The sequence below is a fragment of the Microcystis sp. M165S2 genome (assembly GCF_020245885.1).
Taxonomy (GTDB): domain Bacteria; phylum Cyanobacteriota; class Cyanobacteriia; order Cyanobacteriales; family Microcystaceae; genus Microcystis.
In genome coordinates this window covers 1-16,792 of record NZ_JADBTZ010000067.1, presented here as the reverse complement: position 1 = coordinate 16,792, position 16,792 = coordinate 1, and the positions used below count along the sequence as shown (strand labels likewise).

14 protein-coding genes and 2 pseudogenes are annotated in these 16,792 nt (G+C 44.1%); 8 read left to right on the top strand and 8 right to left on the bottom strand.

The features are described from left to right. Nucleotides 1–256 precede the first annotated feature (256 nt). Nucleotides 257–1,546 (bottom strand): glucose-1-phosphate adenylyltransferase, encoded by a 1,290-nt coding sequence (locus IM479_RS03765; protein WP_287685051.1) that lies wholly within the window; start codon nt 1,544–1,546, stop codon nt 257–259. 206 nt (nt 1,547–1,752) lie between these two features. Here IM479_RS03765 and IM479_RS03760 point away from each other — a divergent pair, with 206 nt between their 5' ends. The 3 genes from IM479_RS03760 to IM479_RS03750 all read left to right on the top strand — a co-directional run bounded on the left by IM479_RS03760 (nt 1,753) and on the right by IM479_RS03750 (nt 5,103). Next, nucleotides 1,753–3,117 carry a collagen-like protein gene (locus IM479_RS03760; RefSeq protein ID WP_287685052.1) on the top strand — a complete coding sequence of 455 codons (1,365 nt, stop codon included), beginning with the start codon at nt 1,753–1,755 and terminating at the stop codon, nt 3,115–3,117. A gap of 162 nt (nt 3,118–3,279) precedes the next feature. Continuing rightward, on the top strand, nt 3,280–4,275 hold the full coding sequence (gene dusA, locus IM479_RS03755; protein ID WP_287685050.1) for a tRNA dihydrouridine(20/20a) synthase DusA: 996 nt from the start codon (nt 3,280–3,282) through the stop codon (nt 4,273–4,275). Between the two features lie 15 nt (nt 4,276–4,290). Continuing rightward, nucleotides 4,291–5,103 carry a DUF362 domain-containing protein gene (locus tag IM479_RS03750; protein WP_287075642.1) on the top strand — a complete coding sequence of 271 codons (813 nt, stop codon included), beginning with the start codon at nt 4,291–4,293 and terminating at the stop codon, nt 5,101–5,103. A 310-nt stretch (nt 5,104–5,413) separates the two neighbouring features. On the opposite strand, the gene IM479_RS03745 is transcribed toward IM479_RS03750, so the two are convergent. Both IM479_RS03745 and IM479_RS03740 read right to left on the bottom strand, forming a co-directional pair. After that, a complete protein-coding gene (locus IM479_RS03745; RefSeq protein WP_287075644.1) occupies nt 5,414–5,764 on the bottom strand; it encodes a Rieske (2Fe-2S) protein in 351 nt (116 codons plus the stop codon). A gap of 8 nt (nt 5,765–5,772) precedes the next feature. Continuing rightward, the gene (locus tag IM479_RS03740) at nt 5,773–6,354 is read right to left on the bottom strand and encodes a DUF1997 domain-containing protein (protein ID WP_286826578.1); all 582 of its coding nucleotides are present in this window, start codon (nt 6,352–6,354) and stop codon (nt 5,773–5,775) included. A 251-nt stretch (nt 6,355–6,605) separates the two neighbouring features. On the opposite strand from IM479_RS03740, the pseudogene IM479_RS03735 reads away from it, so the two are divergent. Continuing rightward, nucleotides 6,606–6,858, top strand: a pseudogene (locus IM479_RS03735) (response regulator); the annotation flags it as partial. Here the strand turns inward: IM479_RS03735 and IM479_RS03730 are convergent. After that, nucleotides 6,859–7,041, bottom strand: coding sequence for a hypothetical protein (locus tag IM479_RS03730; RefSeq protein WP_002763844.1), 183 nt, complete (start codon nt 7,039–7,041; stop codon nt 6,859–6,861). A 219-nt stretch (nt 7,042–7,260) separates the two neighbouring features. Between IM479_RS03730 and IM479_RS03725 the strand changes: the two genes are divergently transcribed. From IM479_RS03725 to truB, 3 genes are all read left to right on the top strand, one after another. Further along, the gene (locus IM479_RS03725) at nt 7,261–8,832 is read left to right on the top strand and encodes a hydantoinase B/oxoprolinase family protein (RefSeq protein ID WP_287685049.1); all 1,572 of its coding nucleotides are present in this window, start codon (nt 7,261–7,263) and stop codon (nt 8,830–8,832) included. Nucleotides 8,833–8,953: 121 nt separating this feature from the next. Then, on the top strand, nt 8,954–9,997 hold the full coding sequence (tsaD, locus tag IM479_RS03720; protein ID WP_287685048.1) for a tRNA (adenosine(37)-N6)-threonylcarbamoyltransferase complex transferase subunit TsaD: 1,044 nt from the start codon (nt 8,954–8,956) through the stop codon (nt 9,995–9,997). Between the two features lie 180 nt (nt 9,998–10,177). Next, nucleotides 10,178–11,059, top strand: coding sequence for a tRNA pseudouridine(55) synthase TruB (gene truB, locus IM479_RS03715; RefSeq protein WP_286826584.1), 882 nt, complete (start codon nt 10,178–10,180; stop codon nt 11,057–11,059). A gap of 186 nt (nt 11,060–11,245) precedes the next feature. Here the strand turns inward: truB and IM479_RS03710 are convergent. The 4 genes and pseudogenes from IM479_RS03710 to IM479_RS03695 form a co-directional block, all read right to left on the bottom strand. Further along, a pseudogene (locus tag IM479_RS03710) lies at nt 11,246–11,506 on the bottom strand (winged helix-turn-helix domain-containing protein); the annotation flags it as partial. 101 nt (nt 11,507–11,607) lie between these two features. Next, entirely contained in the window at nt 11,608–12,654 is a 1,047-nt protein-coding gene (gene hisC, locus IM479_RS03705) for a histidinol-phosphate transaminase (protein WP_287685047.1), read from the bottom strand. Between the two features lie 91 nt (nt 12,655–12,745). Then, a complete protein-coding gene (gene ispG, locus IM479_RS03700) occupies nt 12,746–13,966 on the bottom strand; it encodes a (E)-4-hydroxy-3-methylbut-2-enyl-diphosphate synthase (RefSeq protein ID WP_286826587.1) in 1,221 nt (406 codons plus the stop codon). Between the two features lie 34 nt (nt 13,967–14,000). Further along, complete coding sequence (locus tag IM479_RS03695; protein ID WP_287685046.1) at nt 14,001–14,915, bottom strand: alpha/beta fold hydrolase; 915 nt, start codon at nt 14,913–14,915, stop codon at nt 14,001–14,003. 629 nt (nt 14,916–15,544) lie between these two features. Here IM479_RS03695 and IM479_RS03690 point away from each other — a divergent pair. Further along, entirely contained in the window at nt 15,545–16,570 is a 1,026-nt protein-coding gene (locus IM479_RS03690) for an ABC transporter ATP-binding protein (RefSeq protein ID WP_287685045.1), read from the top strand. Nucleotides 16,571–16,792 lie beyond the last annotated feature (222 nt).

Sequence of the window (16,792 nt, the reverse complement as noted above, 5' to 3'; positions counted from 1 at the left end):
GAAAATTGTCTGCTCAATTTTTTGATAATTGACCACTGTTACATTTGGTAAATCGAGGAGTTGATCAAAATTTATCCACATAACCCACCTCCTGTTCTGTGTTACTATTATACCATGCTCACACAGAACCTAGAAGAGCCCCATTTTAGCCCTTCAATCAGAAAAAGAAGCCATCTGATCAAGCAAATATTGGCTCGTCATAACCTGTTCAACATTTAAATTGGTAACTGATAACTGATAACTGATAACTGATAGATTAAATCACCGTCCCGTCGGGAATAGTGGCATTTTTGAAAATAACCACGATACCGCTGCGAACATAGAAACCTAAATCTTCGCGATTAGCTTCTTCCACACGATCTTTGTTAACAATTAAAACATTGGCACCAATGCGAGCATTTTTGTCCACAATTGCCCGACGAATAGTCGAACCGGGGCCGATACCCATGGGAACTTTGCCATTTCGGGCGAGACTTTCCCGTTCGGGGAAAGACTCATAAAAGTCCGATCCCATCAGCATTGTATCCTCGATCGAGCAGTCTTTGCCGACTCGACTACGAATACCTAAAATCGAGTGATGGATGCGACATTCTTTGAGAATACAACCTTCAGAAATCATCGATTCTGTCACCGTACAATTGAGCATTTTTGTCGGTGGCAGATAGCGAGAACGGGTATAGATGGGGGCTTTTTCGTCGTAGAAACTAAAGGCGGGATTTGGTTGTTGGGTCAAGGCGAGATTAGACTCATAAAAGGCTTCAATCGTGCCGATATCTTCCCAGTAACCTTTAAATAAATAAGCCTGAAGATTGTAGTCTTTAGCCGCCGAGGGAATAATTTCCTTACCGAAATCGGTCTGTTCTTTATTGGCATCGAGCAGATCGATTAAAACATTCTTTTTAAAGACATAAATTCCCATGGAGGCGATGTAGGGATTTTGACGGGCTTGGTCAGGATTTAAGCCTAAAATCGTCGTATCTACCCGCATTCTTTCCAATTCTGCCCCTTTGGGTTTCTCATAAAAATCGACAATTCGCCCCGAATCATTAATTTTCATCACCCCAAAAGCGGAGGCGCGACGTTCATCGATGGGAACCACCGATAAAGTGATATCGGCGTTGGTTTCCCGATGGCGTTCGATGAACTTGCTGTAGTCCATGCGATAGAGATGATCTCCCGAGAGAATTAGATATTCATCGATATCCCAATCCTTCATCGTCCAGATATATTGTCGTACTGCGTCGGCCGTGCCTTGGAACCATTGAGGATTCTCCATGGTTTGTTGAGCGGCCAAAACTTCCACGAAACCATCGCTAAAACCCGTAAAATTATAGGTACGATTGAGGTGACGATTGAGAGAAGCGGAATTAAATTGCGTCAACACATAGATTTTGTCAATCTGGGAGTTAATACAATTGCTGACGGGAATATCGATTAAGCGATATTTTCCCGCTAGGGGGACGGCAGGTTTTGCCCGCAGTTTCGTTAAGGGATAAAGGCGAGTTCCGGCCCCGCCACCCAAGATAATAGCTAATACTTTTTTCACGCGCGTAACCCTCGCGATTGGCTGTTTCCTTCTCAAAGTAAGTGTAGGATGATAGCGCACCTTATTGATAGAGGGGAAACAAAAATCTCAATCTAAAAGTCATCAAGAGGGAATTGATCGGAGTCTTTGCGGATAAATTCGCTAAAATCATGAATTTTTGGGCTAAATCATTAATATTCACCTTTTTTATCCCTTTACCGTACCTAATGCCCGCCACGGTGACGGGCGATCGCTGTTCTTGGTTAGCCCAAGGTTCCGATGTACAGACTTTCGGTAAACAAGGACAAAGCGGGAAAGCTGGCAAGGTCGGCGGCCAAGGCAGAAATAGTGATAGTTTAACCCTTTTTCTCGATGGTTCTCCCCTAAAACTCGATATTTCAGGACAAAAAGGGGTCGATGGTGAAAATGGCAGCAATGGCAGCGATGGCAACTGTAGCGGTCAACCGGGCAATGTAACACGAAATCTCCAGGCGGCCGGTGGTGGCAACGGTGGCAATGGGGGTGATGGGGGTGATGGGGGCAATGGCGGCGCTTTAACCCTCTATGCCACTAATTTAGATTTTTTAAGACAAGTAACGGTCAATGCTGCCGGAGGCGCTGGGGGTTTTGGGGGTCAGGGAGGCCAAGGAGGTAAAGGTTGTCGCTGTTCCCAACCTTTTTGGACAATTCAAACCTGTAGCGGTAGGCCGGGTGATGCCAATTATAGCTGTACCACCAGAGAATTTAGCTGTCAGGATGGTCTCGATGGGGCGACGGGTAATAGTGGTCGTAACGGTCGCGAAGGGCGTTTAGGACAGTTAACTTTAATTCAAATCGATCGCCCTTTAACTGCCGATCAACCGAGCGCAACTGTTCCCCTTTCGGAGTTAAAAGAACGGGGTTATATTCTATCTAAAAATACTTGGGAAACTCGCACCGGGGCAATGTCTTTATTTGCCCCCGGTTCCCTGATCGATGATCAATATCGGATCTTAGTAGATCGATCGGAACGTTCTTTTATTTTAATTTGGAATGCGCCCCAAGAGTTTAACCGGTTTACTAATCAGCGTTTTACTTTAACCCTCGATGATCAAAAGGAACTGAGGGTAACTATCCCCAGTGAACTCTGGATCGAGGGAACCACTCAAAAACGCAATAATGTTACGGAATTTGTCGTTTATAATGCTGTTTTTGAACGAGATGTCACCCAATTAGAAGCAAAAGGTATTACAGGAAATGGTACTGATTTAAGGCTTTTTCTCGAAGATAAAGCTTCCCAATCGAATTTAATCGGCACTAAATTTAAAGTGCGTTATCGCGTCACTCGTTGGCAAGCAGACGACCTACAAACCAGTCCCAGAACCGATTTTGTCACTCGCTACGAAGGAGATATGCCCGCTAATTTGATCCGACAGGAGGGCAATCAATTTATTCTCGATATCGGTCAATTACCCTTACCTGTGGAATCTTTGCGATCGGGTACGGGGGTAGAAATCGAGTTACTGGCTACTCGTTCTTTTGCCGGTTATTCCAAAGAACAAAAAATCGTCATTCGCGACACGATTAAAGGGGCAAATATCCCACGGAGGTAAGTCAAAAAAGCTCCCTTCTCTTTTCTCCAGTGCAGTCTTAACGAGTAATTTAGATAGTCAACTTACCAAAAGGCTTTAAAATATCTTGGGAGGAAGACTGGTTCTTCTGTCGGTTTACCTAGGGAATGTCCCGATAGTTTAGAACCAATGTTAAAGGGAAAGATGGGCAATATTTTAAGTGTGGCGCCGATGATGGATTATACCGATCGCCATTTTCGCTATTTTTGGCGACAAATTAGCCGTCGTCCCCTTCTCTACACGGAAATGATCACGACGATGGCGATTAAACACGGCGATCGCTATAAGTTGCTGGGGTTCTCCCTAGCAGAAAAACCTCTAGCTTTGCAGTTAGGGGGTGATAATCCCTATCTCTTGGCAGAATGCGCTAAAATAGCCGAATATATGGGTTATGACGAGGTAAATCTCAATGTGGGTTGTCCTAGTTCCAGGGTAAAAGAGGGCAATTTCGGCGCTTGTTTGATGGCTAACCCGGAATTAGTCGCGAGGGGAATATCGGCAATGAATCAAGCTGTATCGATTCCCGTGACTGTAAAACAGAGAATTGGCATTGATCATCAAGATAGTTACGAAAATATGGCGAATTTTGTCCGTATTGTTGCGGATGCGGGTTGTCAACGTTTTACCATCCATGCGCGCAAAGCTTGGTTACAGGGATTAAGTCCCAAGGAAAATCGCACCGTCCCCCCTTTGCGTTACGATGATGTTTATCGACTAAAAAATCACTTTCCCCATTTGTTTATTGAAATTAACGGCGGTATCATTAATTTAGAACAGGCTAGACAACATTTACAATTAGTAGATGCGGTCATGATTGGTCGGGCAGCCTACGATAATCCCTATTTATTTGCCACAGTCGATCGAGATTTTTATGGGGAATCAGTTACTCCTCCTACCCGGGAAGAAGTAATCAAAAAAATGCTTCCCTACATCGATGAGTGGGTGAGTAAAGGTTATAAACTACACCAGATCAGCAAACATCTTCTACAGCTTTTTGCCGGTCAGCCCGGAACTAAGGCCTGGAAGCGTTATATTAGTCAAAATAGCCATTTTCCTGGGGCCGATTCTGGGGTAATCTGGCAAGCTTTACAGCAGGTAAATTCCCTCAATGATCTGGCTAATCTTTCAGCTTCCCATTGATTTATTTTCTTTTCTATGATTACCCAATCCTCAATTACTGCCGGGGTAAAAAATTCAGCTATGGCGGATTTTGTTTATCAACCTCCCCCGGCAGCTATCACAGCTAAACGTATTTTAATTAAACCTAATTTAGGTTATCCTGTGCCTCCCCCAGTAACGGTTAGTCTGCCGGTATTAAGTCAAGTTTTGCGGGGATTGAGGGGGGTAAATCCCGGGGCAGAAATTATCTTGGTAGAGGGAGTTTGTTCGGCTATTTCTTTGAGAGAAATTATCGATATTTTGGGAGTAAAATCTATTCTCGCTCCCGGAATAACTATTCTTGATGCTGATAGTTTACCCCAGCAAGAATATCCGAATCTTTCCCCTTTTCCTGTCCGTTTTCCCTCGATGTTTGCCCCTAAAATTATCGAAGAAGTGGATTGTCGGATCACGATTGGAACCTTAAAACGCACCCATTTAAAGGATAAACCCCTGATTTCTGCTTCTTTAAAAAATCTCTATGGACTCTTTCCCCGTAGTCATTATAAAGCCCGTAGTCCCAACTCGCGGGGGCAATTACATCGCCCCTCCGTACCGCTAATTTTACAGGATGTCTATTTTTGTATCGGTCATCTTTTTGATGGGGCAGTGGTGGACGCTAATCTCAAATATTTTAGTAGCAATTGGCGACCGGATCGAGGAAAATCTATTCCTCTCGGTCAAGTGTTTTGGGGTGATGATATGATTAGCGTGGATCGCAGTGCTTGTCTGTTAGGTGATGAACCTATGCCGAGTTATTTAGAGGCGATCGATTTGCTTCGTTCTCAACTTTTGAACGGAACCAATTAGGGTTTGCTGAAAAAGTTTCTTGGTGGGGTTAGGAGTTAGGATCCAGTCGTCGGGAGGGGAAGTCGGAATAAAAGAATGACCTCACGCAATCCTGTTTAAAAAGTATAGGAGAGTGGGGATCACCAGAGCGGGGTAGGGTTGATTCATGAATCAACCCTACCTTGAATCAACCCTAGGAGCGGGGTAGGGGAACAATCCATAACTGGGTTTTTACGGAAACGAGCGAGGTAGGGTTTGGCATTCTCCAAGATTACCCCATTGTCGAGTGAACTATTCTTTAGGTTGCCCAAAACCCCCGTCGGTGAAGATGTCAAGCGTCTATCCAGATGCTGCCGTCTTCGATGCGAAGGGGATAAACGGGTAAAGCTTGGGGTTGAGAAACTGCCGCCATCGCTTTGTTAACCACAGGAGGCCAGGTAATCCAGTCTTTGACAGCACCACTACAGAGATCAAACGAACTACGATGCCAGGGACAAACGATCGCGCCGTCCTCGCTAATTTTGCCCTTCGTCATCGATAATTTTAAATGAGGACAAAGATTGCCAACGGCGTGGAATTGACCGTTATTGTTAATCAAGAGAATGGAACTGTCCCCCACTTTTACCACTTGACGGGCGCCGGGGGCAAGGGAATCTACAGATAATACTTTTGTCCAACTCATATTTTTATTTAACCAAGGGAGAGATCGAGAATGGTTTCGGGGTAATTTTGGGCAATAATGTCCTGTTTGGCCCATTGTTGGTAATCTTGCAACAATTGACTCATTAAACGCTGTTTAATCCGCAATAAAACCCCTTTTAAGAGACTATTGCCGGCGATTTCTAACAGTGGACGCGGGGTTAACCATAATGGTGGTGGTAGGGCAACTTTCACCTCAAGATTGGCTTTCCCCGCTAGATAGGTTTGATTATTTTTTTCCACAGGAGCGAGTTTGCCTTTAACATTGAGGCTAAAGCGATCGTTGATATAATCAATACCTTTGATCTGACAGTCTTCTGATTGCAAAAATATCGTCCCCCCAGAAGTGGCCCAGACATTGAGAATAACCGTGGGCTGAAAATAGTACAAATTCAAGAAGTTGAGGGGACGCATTTTCAGTCGAAACCGATTCTCAGACAAGTTTTCCGTTAAGCTAGTCTCAACGATAGCCTGTACTAATCTTTGCGGTTGGCGCAGATAATGCTGAATCGGGATTGTTTGTTCAGCAACAACAATTTCTAGGGATTCGGCAGCGCTAAAAGTTACTTCCATAAGTTGGCTATCTTAAATTTGTCTCCCTTATTAATTTTACCTTGAATGTCAGCTTGAAGGAACCCTCGGTTTCACCTCGGAGATGAAAAGCTGACCAGCATATAAACAGCGAAGCACGGCTAATATTCAATCTTAGTCTTGGTTTTCAACGGGATTAAACTCAGCCCTGCGAGTATTAAAATAATTAGTTTCCACCACCCTTGACAGTTTGTACAGTGATATGATATGGTGAGATCATATCACGTTGGGAAGTTATTTTAGATGTACGGATGCCTTTCTTAAATGGACAGAGCGCCGCTATTGAAATCAAACAGTTCGCCCCTCATATCCCCATTATTGCCTATAGTTTCTTGGCAAAGCTTCCAATAGAAAAAAAATAATCAAACTACAGTTTTTGACCTATACTACCCTAAAGATATATCTTCCCAAGATCTGATCAAAGCGATCGATGACTTGGGAAAATTAGCACAATCGGACAAATCTCAATTCCGTCGGGTCGGATAGTTAACTAAGTTTTTCTTCAGGAAAAGTTGCTTGAAACTCATCGAGTAATTCATCCAACTCCTCAAGAGCTTGATTAACATCTAATCTCAGACCCCCAATGTCGGGTTTATCGCGCAATTGCAGTAAATAATCCCGTTTATTGGCCATTTGTTGCACTTTATCGATCAAGCTGGTTTTATCCATAATTCACCCTCTGGTACTGACTGCGATTATATATCAGTCAGCCCCTATCAGTGAACAGTGATCGGTGAACAGTGAACAGCCAGTGATCACTGGTAACTAGATCTCCTGCAAAAATCAAAAATCTTCTCTTGGGTGAGCAGACAGTAAACTCCGAGACAGGAGGAGAAAAAAGACAAGAGACAGCTAACTGATAACTGATAACTGATAACTGACTTTCCTATGTCCCCTCTCAATTCTCACCGCACAGAAATAACTACCGTTGCCGATCCTATTTATCTAGAAATATTTAAAAATCTCTATCAATTTATTGCCGAAGAAATGGGGATTACTCTCCAAAATACGGCAGCAAGTGTCAATATTAAAGAGCGCCTAGACTTCTCCTGTGCTATCTTTGATGAGATGGGAAATTTAATCGCTAATGCTCCTCATATTCCCGTCCATTTAGGCTCTATGGCCGATAGTGTTAAAAGTTTAATTCAGGATAAAGGTGAGACGATTCGTCCGGGGAATGTTTATCTGGCTAATAATCCTTATAATGGCGGTACTCACCTTCCAGATGTCACAGTAATTAGTCCTATTTTTGATCGCCAAAATCAGGAAATATTATTTTATCTTGCCTCCCGGGGACATCAAGCTGATATCGGTGGCATTACCCCCGGTTCTATGCCTCCCCACTCTGTTCATATTAGCGAAGAAGGAATTTTATTCGATAATTTTTTGCTGGTAGCGGCGGGACAGTTTCGGGAACAAGAATTAATTAATCACTTAACTAATAGTCCTTTTCCTGCGCGCAATATCGCCCAAAATATTGCCGATTTTCAAGCACAAATAGCCGCTAATGCCAAGGGGGAAAGAGAATTACATAATCTGGTTGATCGCTACGGATTAGCTATGGTTAAAGCCTATCAACAGTTTGTTCAAGATAATGCGGAATTAGCGGTTAGAAAAGCTATATCTGTCCTGAAAGATGGTGAATTTACTTATTATCTGGATAACGGTGCTGTCATCAAGGTCAGAATTAGCATAGATATTGATAATTGTCAAGCAACCATTGATTTTACTGGCACATCTGACCAGTTAAATAATAACTTTAATGCACCCCTAGCAGTGACAAGAGCGGCGGTTTTATACGTTTTTCGTACCCTTGTGGAGGAGGCAATTCCTTTAAATGCTGGCTGTTTCAAACCCCTCCATTTAATTATCCCGTCTGGCTGTTTTCTTAATCCCGTTTATCCGGCGGCCGTGGTAGCTGGAAATGTGGAAACTTCCCAGGCAATAGTTAATGCTTTATACGGTGCTTTAGGCATTCAAGCAGCCAGCCAAGGGACGATGAATAATTTCACTTTTGGCAATCAAGAATATCAATATTATGAGACTATTTGTGGCGGTTCCGGTGCGGGGGCAAATTTTGCGGGAACCGCTGCCGTGCAAACCCAGATGACTAATTCCCGTCTCACCGATCCAGAAGTATTAGAAATGCGCTATCCTGTGTTAGTAGAAAGTTTTAGCATTCGCCCCGATAGTGGCGGCAGGGGACAATATTCTGGAGGTGATGGTGTGATTAGAAGAATTAAATTTCAAGAGGCTATGACCGCCAATATTCTGTCGGGTAATCGCCTGATTCCCCCCTTTGGACTGGCGGGAGGACAAGCTGGTAAAATAGGACGTAATGCCGTGGAAAGAAACGATGGAACTATCGAAGAATTGCCCGGTACTGCGACTGTAGAAATGAACCTTGGTGATATTTTTATTATTGAAACCCCCGGCGGTGGTGGCTATGGAAATTGCTGAACGATAACTTTAATTAAGTACCTAAGCAAAATTAAGTAAGTGGTTATAATTAAATTAAAGATGGATCCCCCCTTAATCCCCCCTTAATAAGGGGGGTGTCTGACGATTTACTGATTAAATCATGACAATTATCTTAGCGATCGAAACCAGTTGCGATGAAACGGCTGTGGCTATTGTTAACAATAACCTGGTGTTGAGTAGTGTGGTTTCTTCTCAAATTGATCTCCACCGTCTCTATGGCGGTGTTGTGCCGGAAATGGCCTCCCGACAACACCTAGAAACCATTAATTTTTGTCTAGAAAAAGCTTGGCAAGAAACGGGGTTAAATTGGTCAGAAATTGATGGAATAGCCGCCACAGTTGCCCCTGGTTTAGTAGGTGCTTTAATGGTGGGAATGACGGCGGCCAAAACCCTGGCTATTGTCCACGATAAACCCTTTATCGGCATTCATCATCTCGAAGGTCATATCTATGCTTCCTATCTCGCTGAATCTGATCTTAAACCTCCTTTTTTATCTCTTTTAGTCTCTGGGGGTCATACCAGTTTAATCCATGTGCAGGCCTGCGGAAAATATCAACAATTAGGAACCACTAGAGATGATGCAGCCGGAGAAGCTTTTGATAAAGTGGCACGATTATTAAACTTAAGTTATCCCGGTGGTCCGATAATCGATCGCATGGCCAAAGATGGTAATCCGCAAGCTTTTCCCTTTCCTGAAGGTAAAATATCTTTACCAACCGGCGGTTTTCATGCCTACGATTCCAGTTTTAGTGGTTTAAAAACTGCTGTTTTGCGCTTAGTAGAGAAATTCGAGCCAGATAATTTACCTGTAGCTGATATAGCCGCTAGTTTTCAAGATACGGTAGCCAGAAGTTTAACCCGTAGGACAATCAATTGTGCCTTAGATTATGGCTTAAAAACTATCGCAATCGGTGGAGGAGTGGCGGCCAATAGTGCCTTAAGAAATCATCTGGAAACTGCCGCCAAAAATCATCATTTAACTGTCTATTTTCCGCCGCTTAAACTCTGTACCGATAACGCCGCTATGATTGCTCGCGCTGCTGTTGATCATTATGATCTTGGTCATTTTTCTGACCTTTCCCTCGGTGTTCGTTCCCGTTTACCTTTAAGCGAAGTCATGCAATTATATAATATTAGCTTCTAATCGTCGGTCTTGAATCAGTGATCAGTGATCAGTGATCAGTTATCAGATATGAGTTTTCAGTTCACTGTTTACTGTTTACTGTTTACTGATCACTGAAAAAAAGCTCCCCACTCTCCTATACCTTTTAAACAGGATTTAGTCTGACCTATAGTCGCACAAGTCCACCCTACAATTGATCAAATGTTTGGCTTTTTAAATCTCAATAAACCCCCCGATTGGACTTCTCACGATTGCGTGGCCAAAGTCCGAAAAATTCTTAAGACTAAACGAGTCGGCCATGGGGGAACTTTAGATCCTATGGCTACGGGAGTTTTACCGATCGCCGTCGGTGCTGCCACCCGATTACTGGCCTATTTACCCGAAAATAAGGCTTATCGGGCAAAAATCCAGTTAGGACTCAGCACCGATACCGATGATATTACGGGAAAAGCGATCGCTGCTTGTCCCTGTGCCGATTTAACTTTAGAGGCAGTTAAGCCCCATTTAGCGGAATTTATCGGCAATATTGCCCAGATTCCGCCGATGTATAGTGCTATTCACAAGGATGGTCGTCGTCTCTACGAATTGGCGCGCAAAGGGGAAATAATCGCAGTGGAGCCTCGTCAGGTCAAAATTGACCAAATTACGGTTTTAGACTGGTTAGAGGGCGAATTTCCGCAAATAGAGCTAGATATTCACTGTGGATCGGGGACTTATATTCGTTCCCTGGCCAGAGATTTGGGGAAGGTGTTAGCTGTGGGTGGCACTTTAGCCAGTCTAACTCGCACGGAAAGCTGTGGTTTTCAGTTGGCCGATAGTATTAATCTGGAAGCTTTAATGGCTAATTCCGAGGGTTTAATTTCGCCTCGCATTGCCTTGGCACATCTAGACTGGATTTCTTTCACACCAGAGAGAGTTATCGATTGGTTTCACGGCAGAAAAATTAATCTCACCGATACAAATGTTATACTCGGTTCTCTGGTTGCTGTGGAGTCTTTAGAAGCTGAATTTCTCGGCATTGGTGAGATAGTTGTTATAGAAGATGAATACTACCTACAGCCTAAAATAGTTATTCAGCAATAGGGTTAATAATAAACACTTTTTCTAGATATTAAGTATGCTTATCTGGACAAACTAAGCTTTTTTATACCAAATCCGTTTTTAATAGTATGATTAACTCCCAATCGATCTTTAAAAACCCAGTTATGGATTGTTTCCCCCCACTTCCCACTTCCCACTTCCCACTTCCCACTCTCCTATACCTTTTAAACAGGATTTAGTATTATTAACAGTATAAACCCACTGATTATGATTTTTTCTGGCCAGGATTTTTTTAGAAGCGACCAAAGATTTTAGACAAAGATTGAGCATAGAAACGGGACGATTTAAGCGATTGCTCAATTCTTGAACTGTGATTCCTTGGGGATAAACTTGCATAAGTTCAAAAATTTGTGCGCTAGTATTTAGTCCTTTTGTCGGACTAATAATCTTGATAGCCAAGGCTAGTAATCGGGAGAAACAACAGGCTATTAGACCATTGTTTGTCGCTGCTTTGTTCCGCTCGATCTAGCCTTTTTTTCGATAAGTTATTAGGGTTTAAAGTGCTAATAAAGTCTTGACGGAAATAGAGATTAATTTGTTCCCATAATCTCTTGAATAGCGGATAAAAGGCGATCAATCTCCCCATCAGTCCCGATCGAAATCCGCACATAATTCTGAATGCGAGGATGTTTAAAGTATCGCACTAATATCTGACGCTCTTTGAGTTGATTATATAACTCACTGGCACTAATCTGGGGGGGAGAAGCGAGGATAAAATTAGCTTCCGAGTCAAAAACAATAAATCCCAACTCGCGCAGAGAAGTAATTAAACGGCCGCGTGTTTGACGGACTTTTTGCCAAACTTCCTCAAAATAATTATGGTGTTTTAAAGCTGCTGTGGCTAAAGTTTGAGCGATGCGATCTAAATTATAGGAATCACGCACCTTATCCATCTGTTCGATAATGGCCCTGGAAGCAAAACCGAAACCGACTCTTAACCCCGCTAAACTATAACTTTTCGACATAGTGCGACTAATAATGACATTATCGTAACGGGAGAGAAAATCGAGATGATTGTCATCACTAAAATCCACATAAGCTTCATCAATTAATACCAATCCCGAGGCATTAGCACAGGTTGCTTCTAAATAGTTGCGATCAAGATGTTTACCGACGGGAGGATTAGGAGAAGCTAGAAAAATTAATTTCGCTTCTGGACAAATAATCGGTCCTTCCAATGCAAATTTATCATTAGTGGGAAATTCGATAATATTTGCCCCGTGTACCCGGGCAATTGTCTCGTAAAGAGAATAGGTTAAATCCAAAAAAGCGACGCTTTCGCAAGGGTTAACAAAAGTTCGCAGGGCGATATTAAGGATATCATCGGAGCCATTACCCGCGATTATCTGATCGGCTGTTATGCCGTATAATTCCGCCGCCGTTTGCCGTAACTCTTTGGAGATAGGATCGGGATAGAGTCGGACTTTCTCTAATTGCTCTGGCAGGTGGGCAAAAATTTCCGCCAGTGGGGGATAGGGATTCTCATTGGTGTTAAGTTTGGTAAATCCCGCAGTTTGGGGCTGTTCTCCCGGAGTGTAGGCGGGGGTTTGACGAACACAATCGCGTGTAGGTAGCATGAACTCTCTGGGGCGGCAATTTCTAGCAAGCTTTTTATTATAGCTGATTATCAGGGGTTGAAATAGGTTCAACCCCTACCGGTAAAACTAATTAAGGTTCTACCCAACGGCCATCGGCTTTAATTAAATTAATCAACTCGCTTACACCTTCATTTTCGGGGACGCGTTTAATTTCCTCGCGACCGCGATAAAGGGAGATATAACCGGCCTGTTTCCCTACATAACCATAGTCTGCGTCGGCCATTTCTCCCGGTCCGTTGACAATACAACCCATAACGGCGATATCAAGTCCGGTGAGGTGTTGAGTCGCTGCGCGCACTTGCTGCAGGACATCTTCTAAATTAAAAAGAGTGCGACCACAGGAAGGACAGGCAACGTATTCGACCATAGTTTTCCGCAGTCCCAGGGCCTGGAGAATGCTGTAACAGACGGGAATTTCCTTTTCAGGAGCTTCCGTCAGAGAAACGCGAATCGTATCACCGATACCGTCCGCTAAGAGAGTGGCAATCCCGGCAGTGGATTTAATGCGTCCGTATTCCCCATCTCCTGCCTCAGTAACACCCAAATGTAGGGGATAATCCATACCTAACTCGTCCATGCGCTTAACCATGAGACGATAGGCGGCCACCATCACCGGCACGCGGGAAGCTTTTAGGGAAATGACCAGATTGCGAAAATCGAGGGATTCGCAGATGCGGATAAATTCTAAAGCCGACTGTACCATTCCTTCGGGGGTGTCGCCGTAGGTAAAGAGCATTCTTTCGGCTAGAGAACCGTGGTTAACGCCGATTCGCATCGCTTTACCTTGATCTCGCAGGGAAACTACCAAAGGTTTCAGGGTTTCGGCAATTTTTTCGCCAATTTCATCAAATTCTGCTTGACTATACTCGCCGCGGTCGGCTTTCGGTTTCTCGAAAACGTACAAACCGGGGTTAATTCGCACTTTATCGACGTGCTTGGCCACTTCTAGGGCGATTTTCATACCGTTGTGATGCACATCGGCTACTAACGGCACGGGTTGATAGGTGGCCAGCAGTTTTTCCCTAATTTTAGCCAAAGCGGTGGCGTGGGCCAGACTCGGCACGGTGACGCGGACAATTTCACAACCGACTTCATGGAGGCGACGGATACCGGCCACGGAACCATCTATATCAAGGGTATCCTCGTTAATCATCGACTGCACGACCACGGGATGACCACCACCGATGGTAACGCTACCTACCTTGACGGGACGGGTTTTGCGTCGGTGAATCGTGGTGTCGAATTCGGAGGCAGTTGCGGGAGGTTTGAGCGTCGATTCCAAGGTTTGCATAGGACTATCACCAACAATCACTCTCCCTATTCTCTCAAAGAACAGGAACAGATTCTAGCCACTCTAATAAAATTGGATTAAAACGGTCGGGACATTCATCCTGTAAACAATGACCGGCCTGTTCAAATTCTACATATTTAATCCTAGGATTAAGGGAGACAAAACCCTGGGCTAACTGGACGGGAACCATCCGATCTTGCTTGCCCCAACACAATAAAATCGGGATTTCTAAGCGTGGTAAAATTAACTTTGCCGGTGGACAATATTCGGGATGATTGACAGCTTGTGCTAGGGAAATAAAGGCCTCGGCTGCCCCCTCATCTAGGGTTGGGGCGGCGATAATTTGTACTAATTCCTCGCTGACTGCTTTCTTGTCTTCGTAGGCGATTCCTGCCCATTTTTTCAAGACTTGCGGACGACGCAGATAGTAAAAAATCGGTTTTAATAGCCAAGGAGAAGTGAAAAATTTTTCCATAGGAGTGACGATATTTAATAACCAATCGGCGATCATTTCCCGCCGACGGCTGACATCGGGTAAACTGAGCATAACTAATCCGGCTACCATTTCCGGATATTTACCCGCTAGGGCCATACTAACTAAAGAACCGATCGAATTGCCCACTAATACCACCGGTCTATTCATAAAAGTTTGCCAGAAATCGTGTATTTGTTCCACCCAGAGATTAACGGTATAGGGAACCTGTACTTTGCGCGAACCACCAAAACCTAATAAATCTACTGCGTAAACTCGATGATTTTGGCTGAGAATAGGAATATTATGGCGCCAATGTTCGATCGCCGCTCCAAATCCGTGCAGTAAAATTAAAGGGGGATTATCGGCATCTTGGGGGTTTTTTGCCGGCATAAAACTATAACGAATTTGCCAACCGCGCCACACCCAATCCCGTTGATAACCGATGCGTTCTGTCCAAGCTGGTGAAGTTGTCACTTAAGTCAAACAATTAAGAGGTTTTCAGGAAATATTACTCTAGTTTTATTATACTGGTTTCCCCGTCCCTGACCTGCGGCTGAATAACATTTGTGTACTACTTTTACCAAAATTTTGGGTTAAAGCCCCGTCCTTTTAGGACGACTTTATGTGAAAATAAAATTGGTTTGAATCCCCTGAGTGGGCGGTAGTGAATGGCTCGATTGAGTTGAACCCTAGAACTCGAAAGTCTGCATAAGAGACAAAAAGGGAGGGTAGCGAAAACCTCGTCAAACATAGTGCATTAGCGGCTCAACAACGGTGAATGAAAAACCAGTAAAAATCTTTGTCGTAAGACAGATAGGGTAGGACATACCCGAATTTTCCTTAAAATAGGAAAACGCTTGCAGAGTGAACCACAAAAAGGGAAACTAGATAGCAACTGATATTCTAGTAATCTCGGTTCAGACATAATCGTGTAAGACGTGAGCAAGGGAAAGCAGAAAGCGCAGTGATGAGCTTCGAGAATCCTTACGCCTTTAGGCCCAGGAGTGTCAAAATACCAGATTTTCAAGTGGGGAATCTGGGTTAAAATAGACCAAGAAAGTTAACAAAAAAATTGTCTCGCTCAAGTGGGCGAAAATCAGCTTATGACCCTTGCGGTGGCGATCGAAAAGTTAAAAAAATCCTACGGTCAGACGGCAGCGGTTAAAGATATCTCCTTTACCGTGGCAGCGGCAGAAATCTTCGGTTTACTCGGTCCCAATGGTTCGGGGAAAACCACCACGATTCGCTGTCTTTGTACCCTTGCTAAACCTGATGGCGGCAAAATCGAGGTGGGGGGTGTCGATGCCCTGAATAACCCCAAATCCGCCCGTAAACGCCTCGGTTACGTTGCCCAAGAAGTAGCCCTCGATAAAATGCTCACCGGCCGGGAACTGTTGCAACTACAAGCGGCTCTCTATCACATTCCTGCTCAAAAGTCAAGAGAGCGCATCAAAGAATTAATAAATCTTTTAGGATTAGAGGAATACGCCGACAAAAAAACAGGAACCTATTCCGGCGGCATCAAAAAACGGCTGGATTTAGCGGCGGGATTACTGCATCAGCCAGAAGTTTTGGTGCTGGATGAACCAACTGTGGGACTCGATATCGAAAGTCGTTTGATTGTCTGGGATTTTCTGCGACAATTGCGGGCAGCAGGAACCAGTGTGTTAATTACCAGCCATTATCTCGAAGAAATCGACGCATTGGCCGATAACTTGGCAATTATCGACAATGGTATCGTCATCGCTCGGGGCACACCCTCACAACTGAAGGAGCAACTTGGCGGCGATCGCATTACCCTAAAAGTGCGAGAATTTTCCCCAGAGGAAGAAGCTTTGAAAGCGAAAGAGTTATTATCCCGTCTGCCTTTTGTCGAGGAAGTGATCGTCAATACCGCCCAGGGTAACTCCCTTAATCTTATCGTCACGGCGAATAGCAATCCTTTAAGCAAAATTGAACAAACCCTAGCCGAATCGGGACTACCCGTGTTCAGCATGGCCCAATCCCGTCCTAGTCTCGATGATGTCTATCTGGCGGCCACTGGACGCACCCTGATGGATGCGGAAATTGCCGCCGCCAGCAGTCGCGACCTCAAGGCGGAGAAAAAACAAGCGATGAAGGAATCCTAGTCCGGCGAGAAAGGCTGTAATATTGCCTAATTGCCCGGTTAAATCATCTATAATTGGAGCGATCGATTATATATCAATCAAGTTGACATCCTCGCCGCACTTTTAGGGCGGCGATTCCTAAACCTCACGATTTAAGTTTCTGCTTCAACCACCGTTGCATACCACGGTTAAAAAACCATGTACTGTCTTACACAAAGTCCACAGACTTTCGCGACCTTTCAG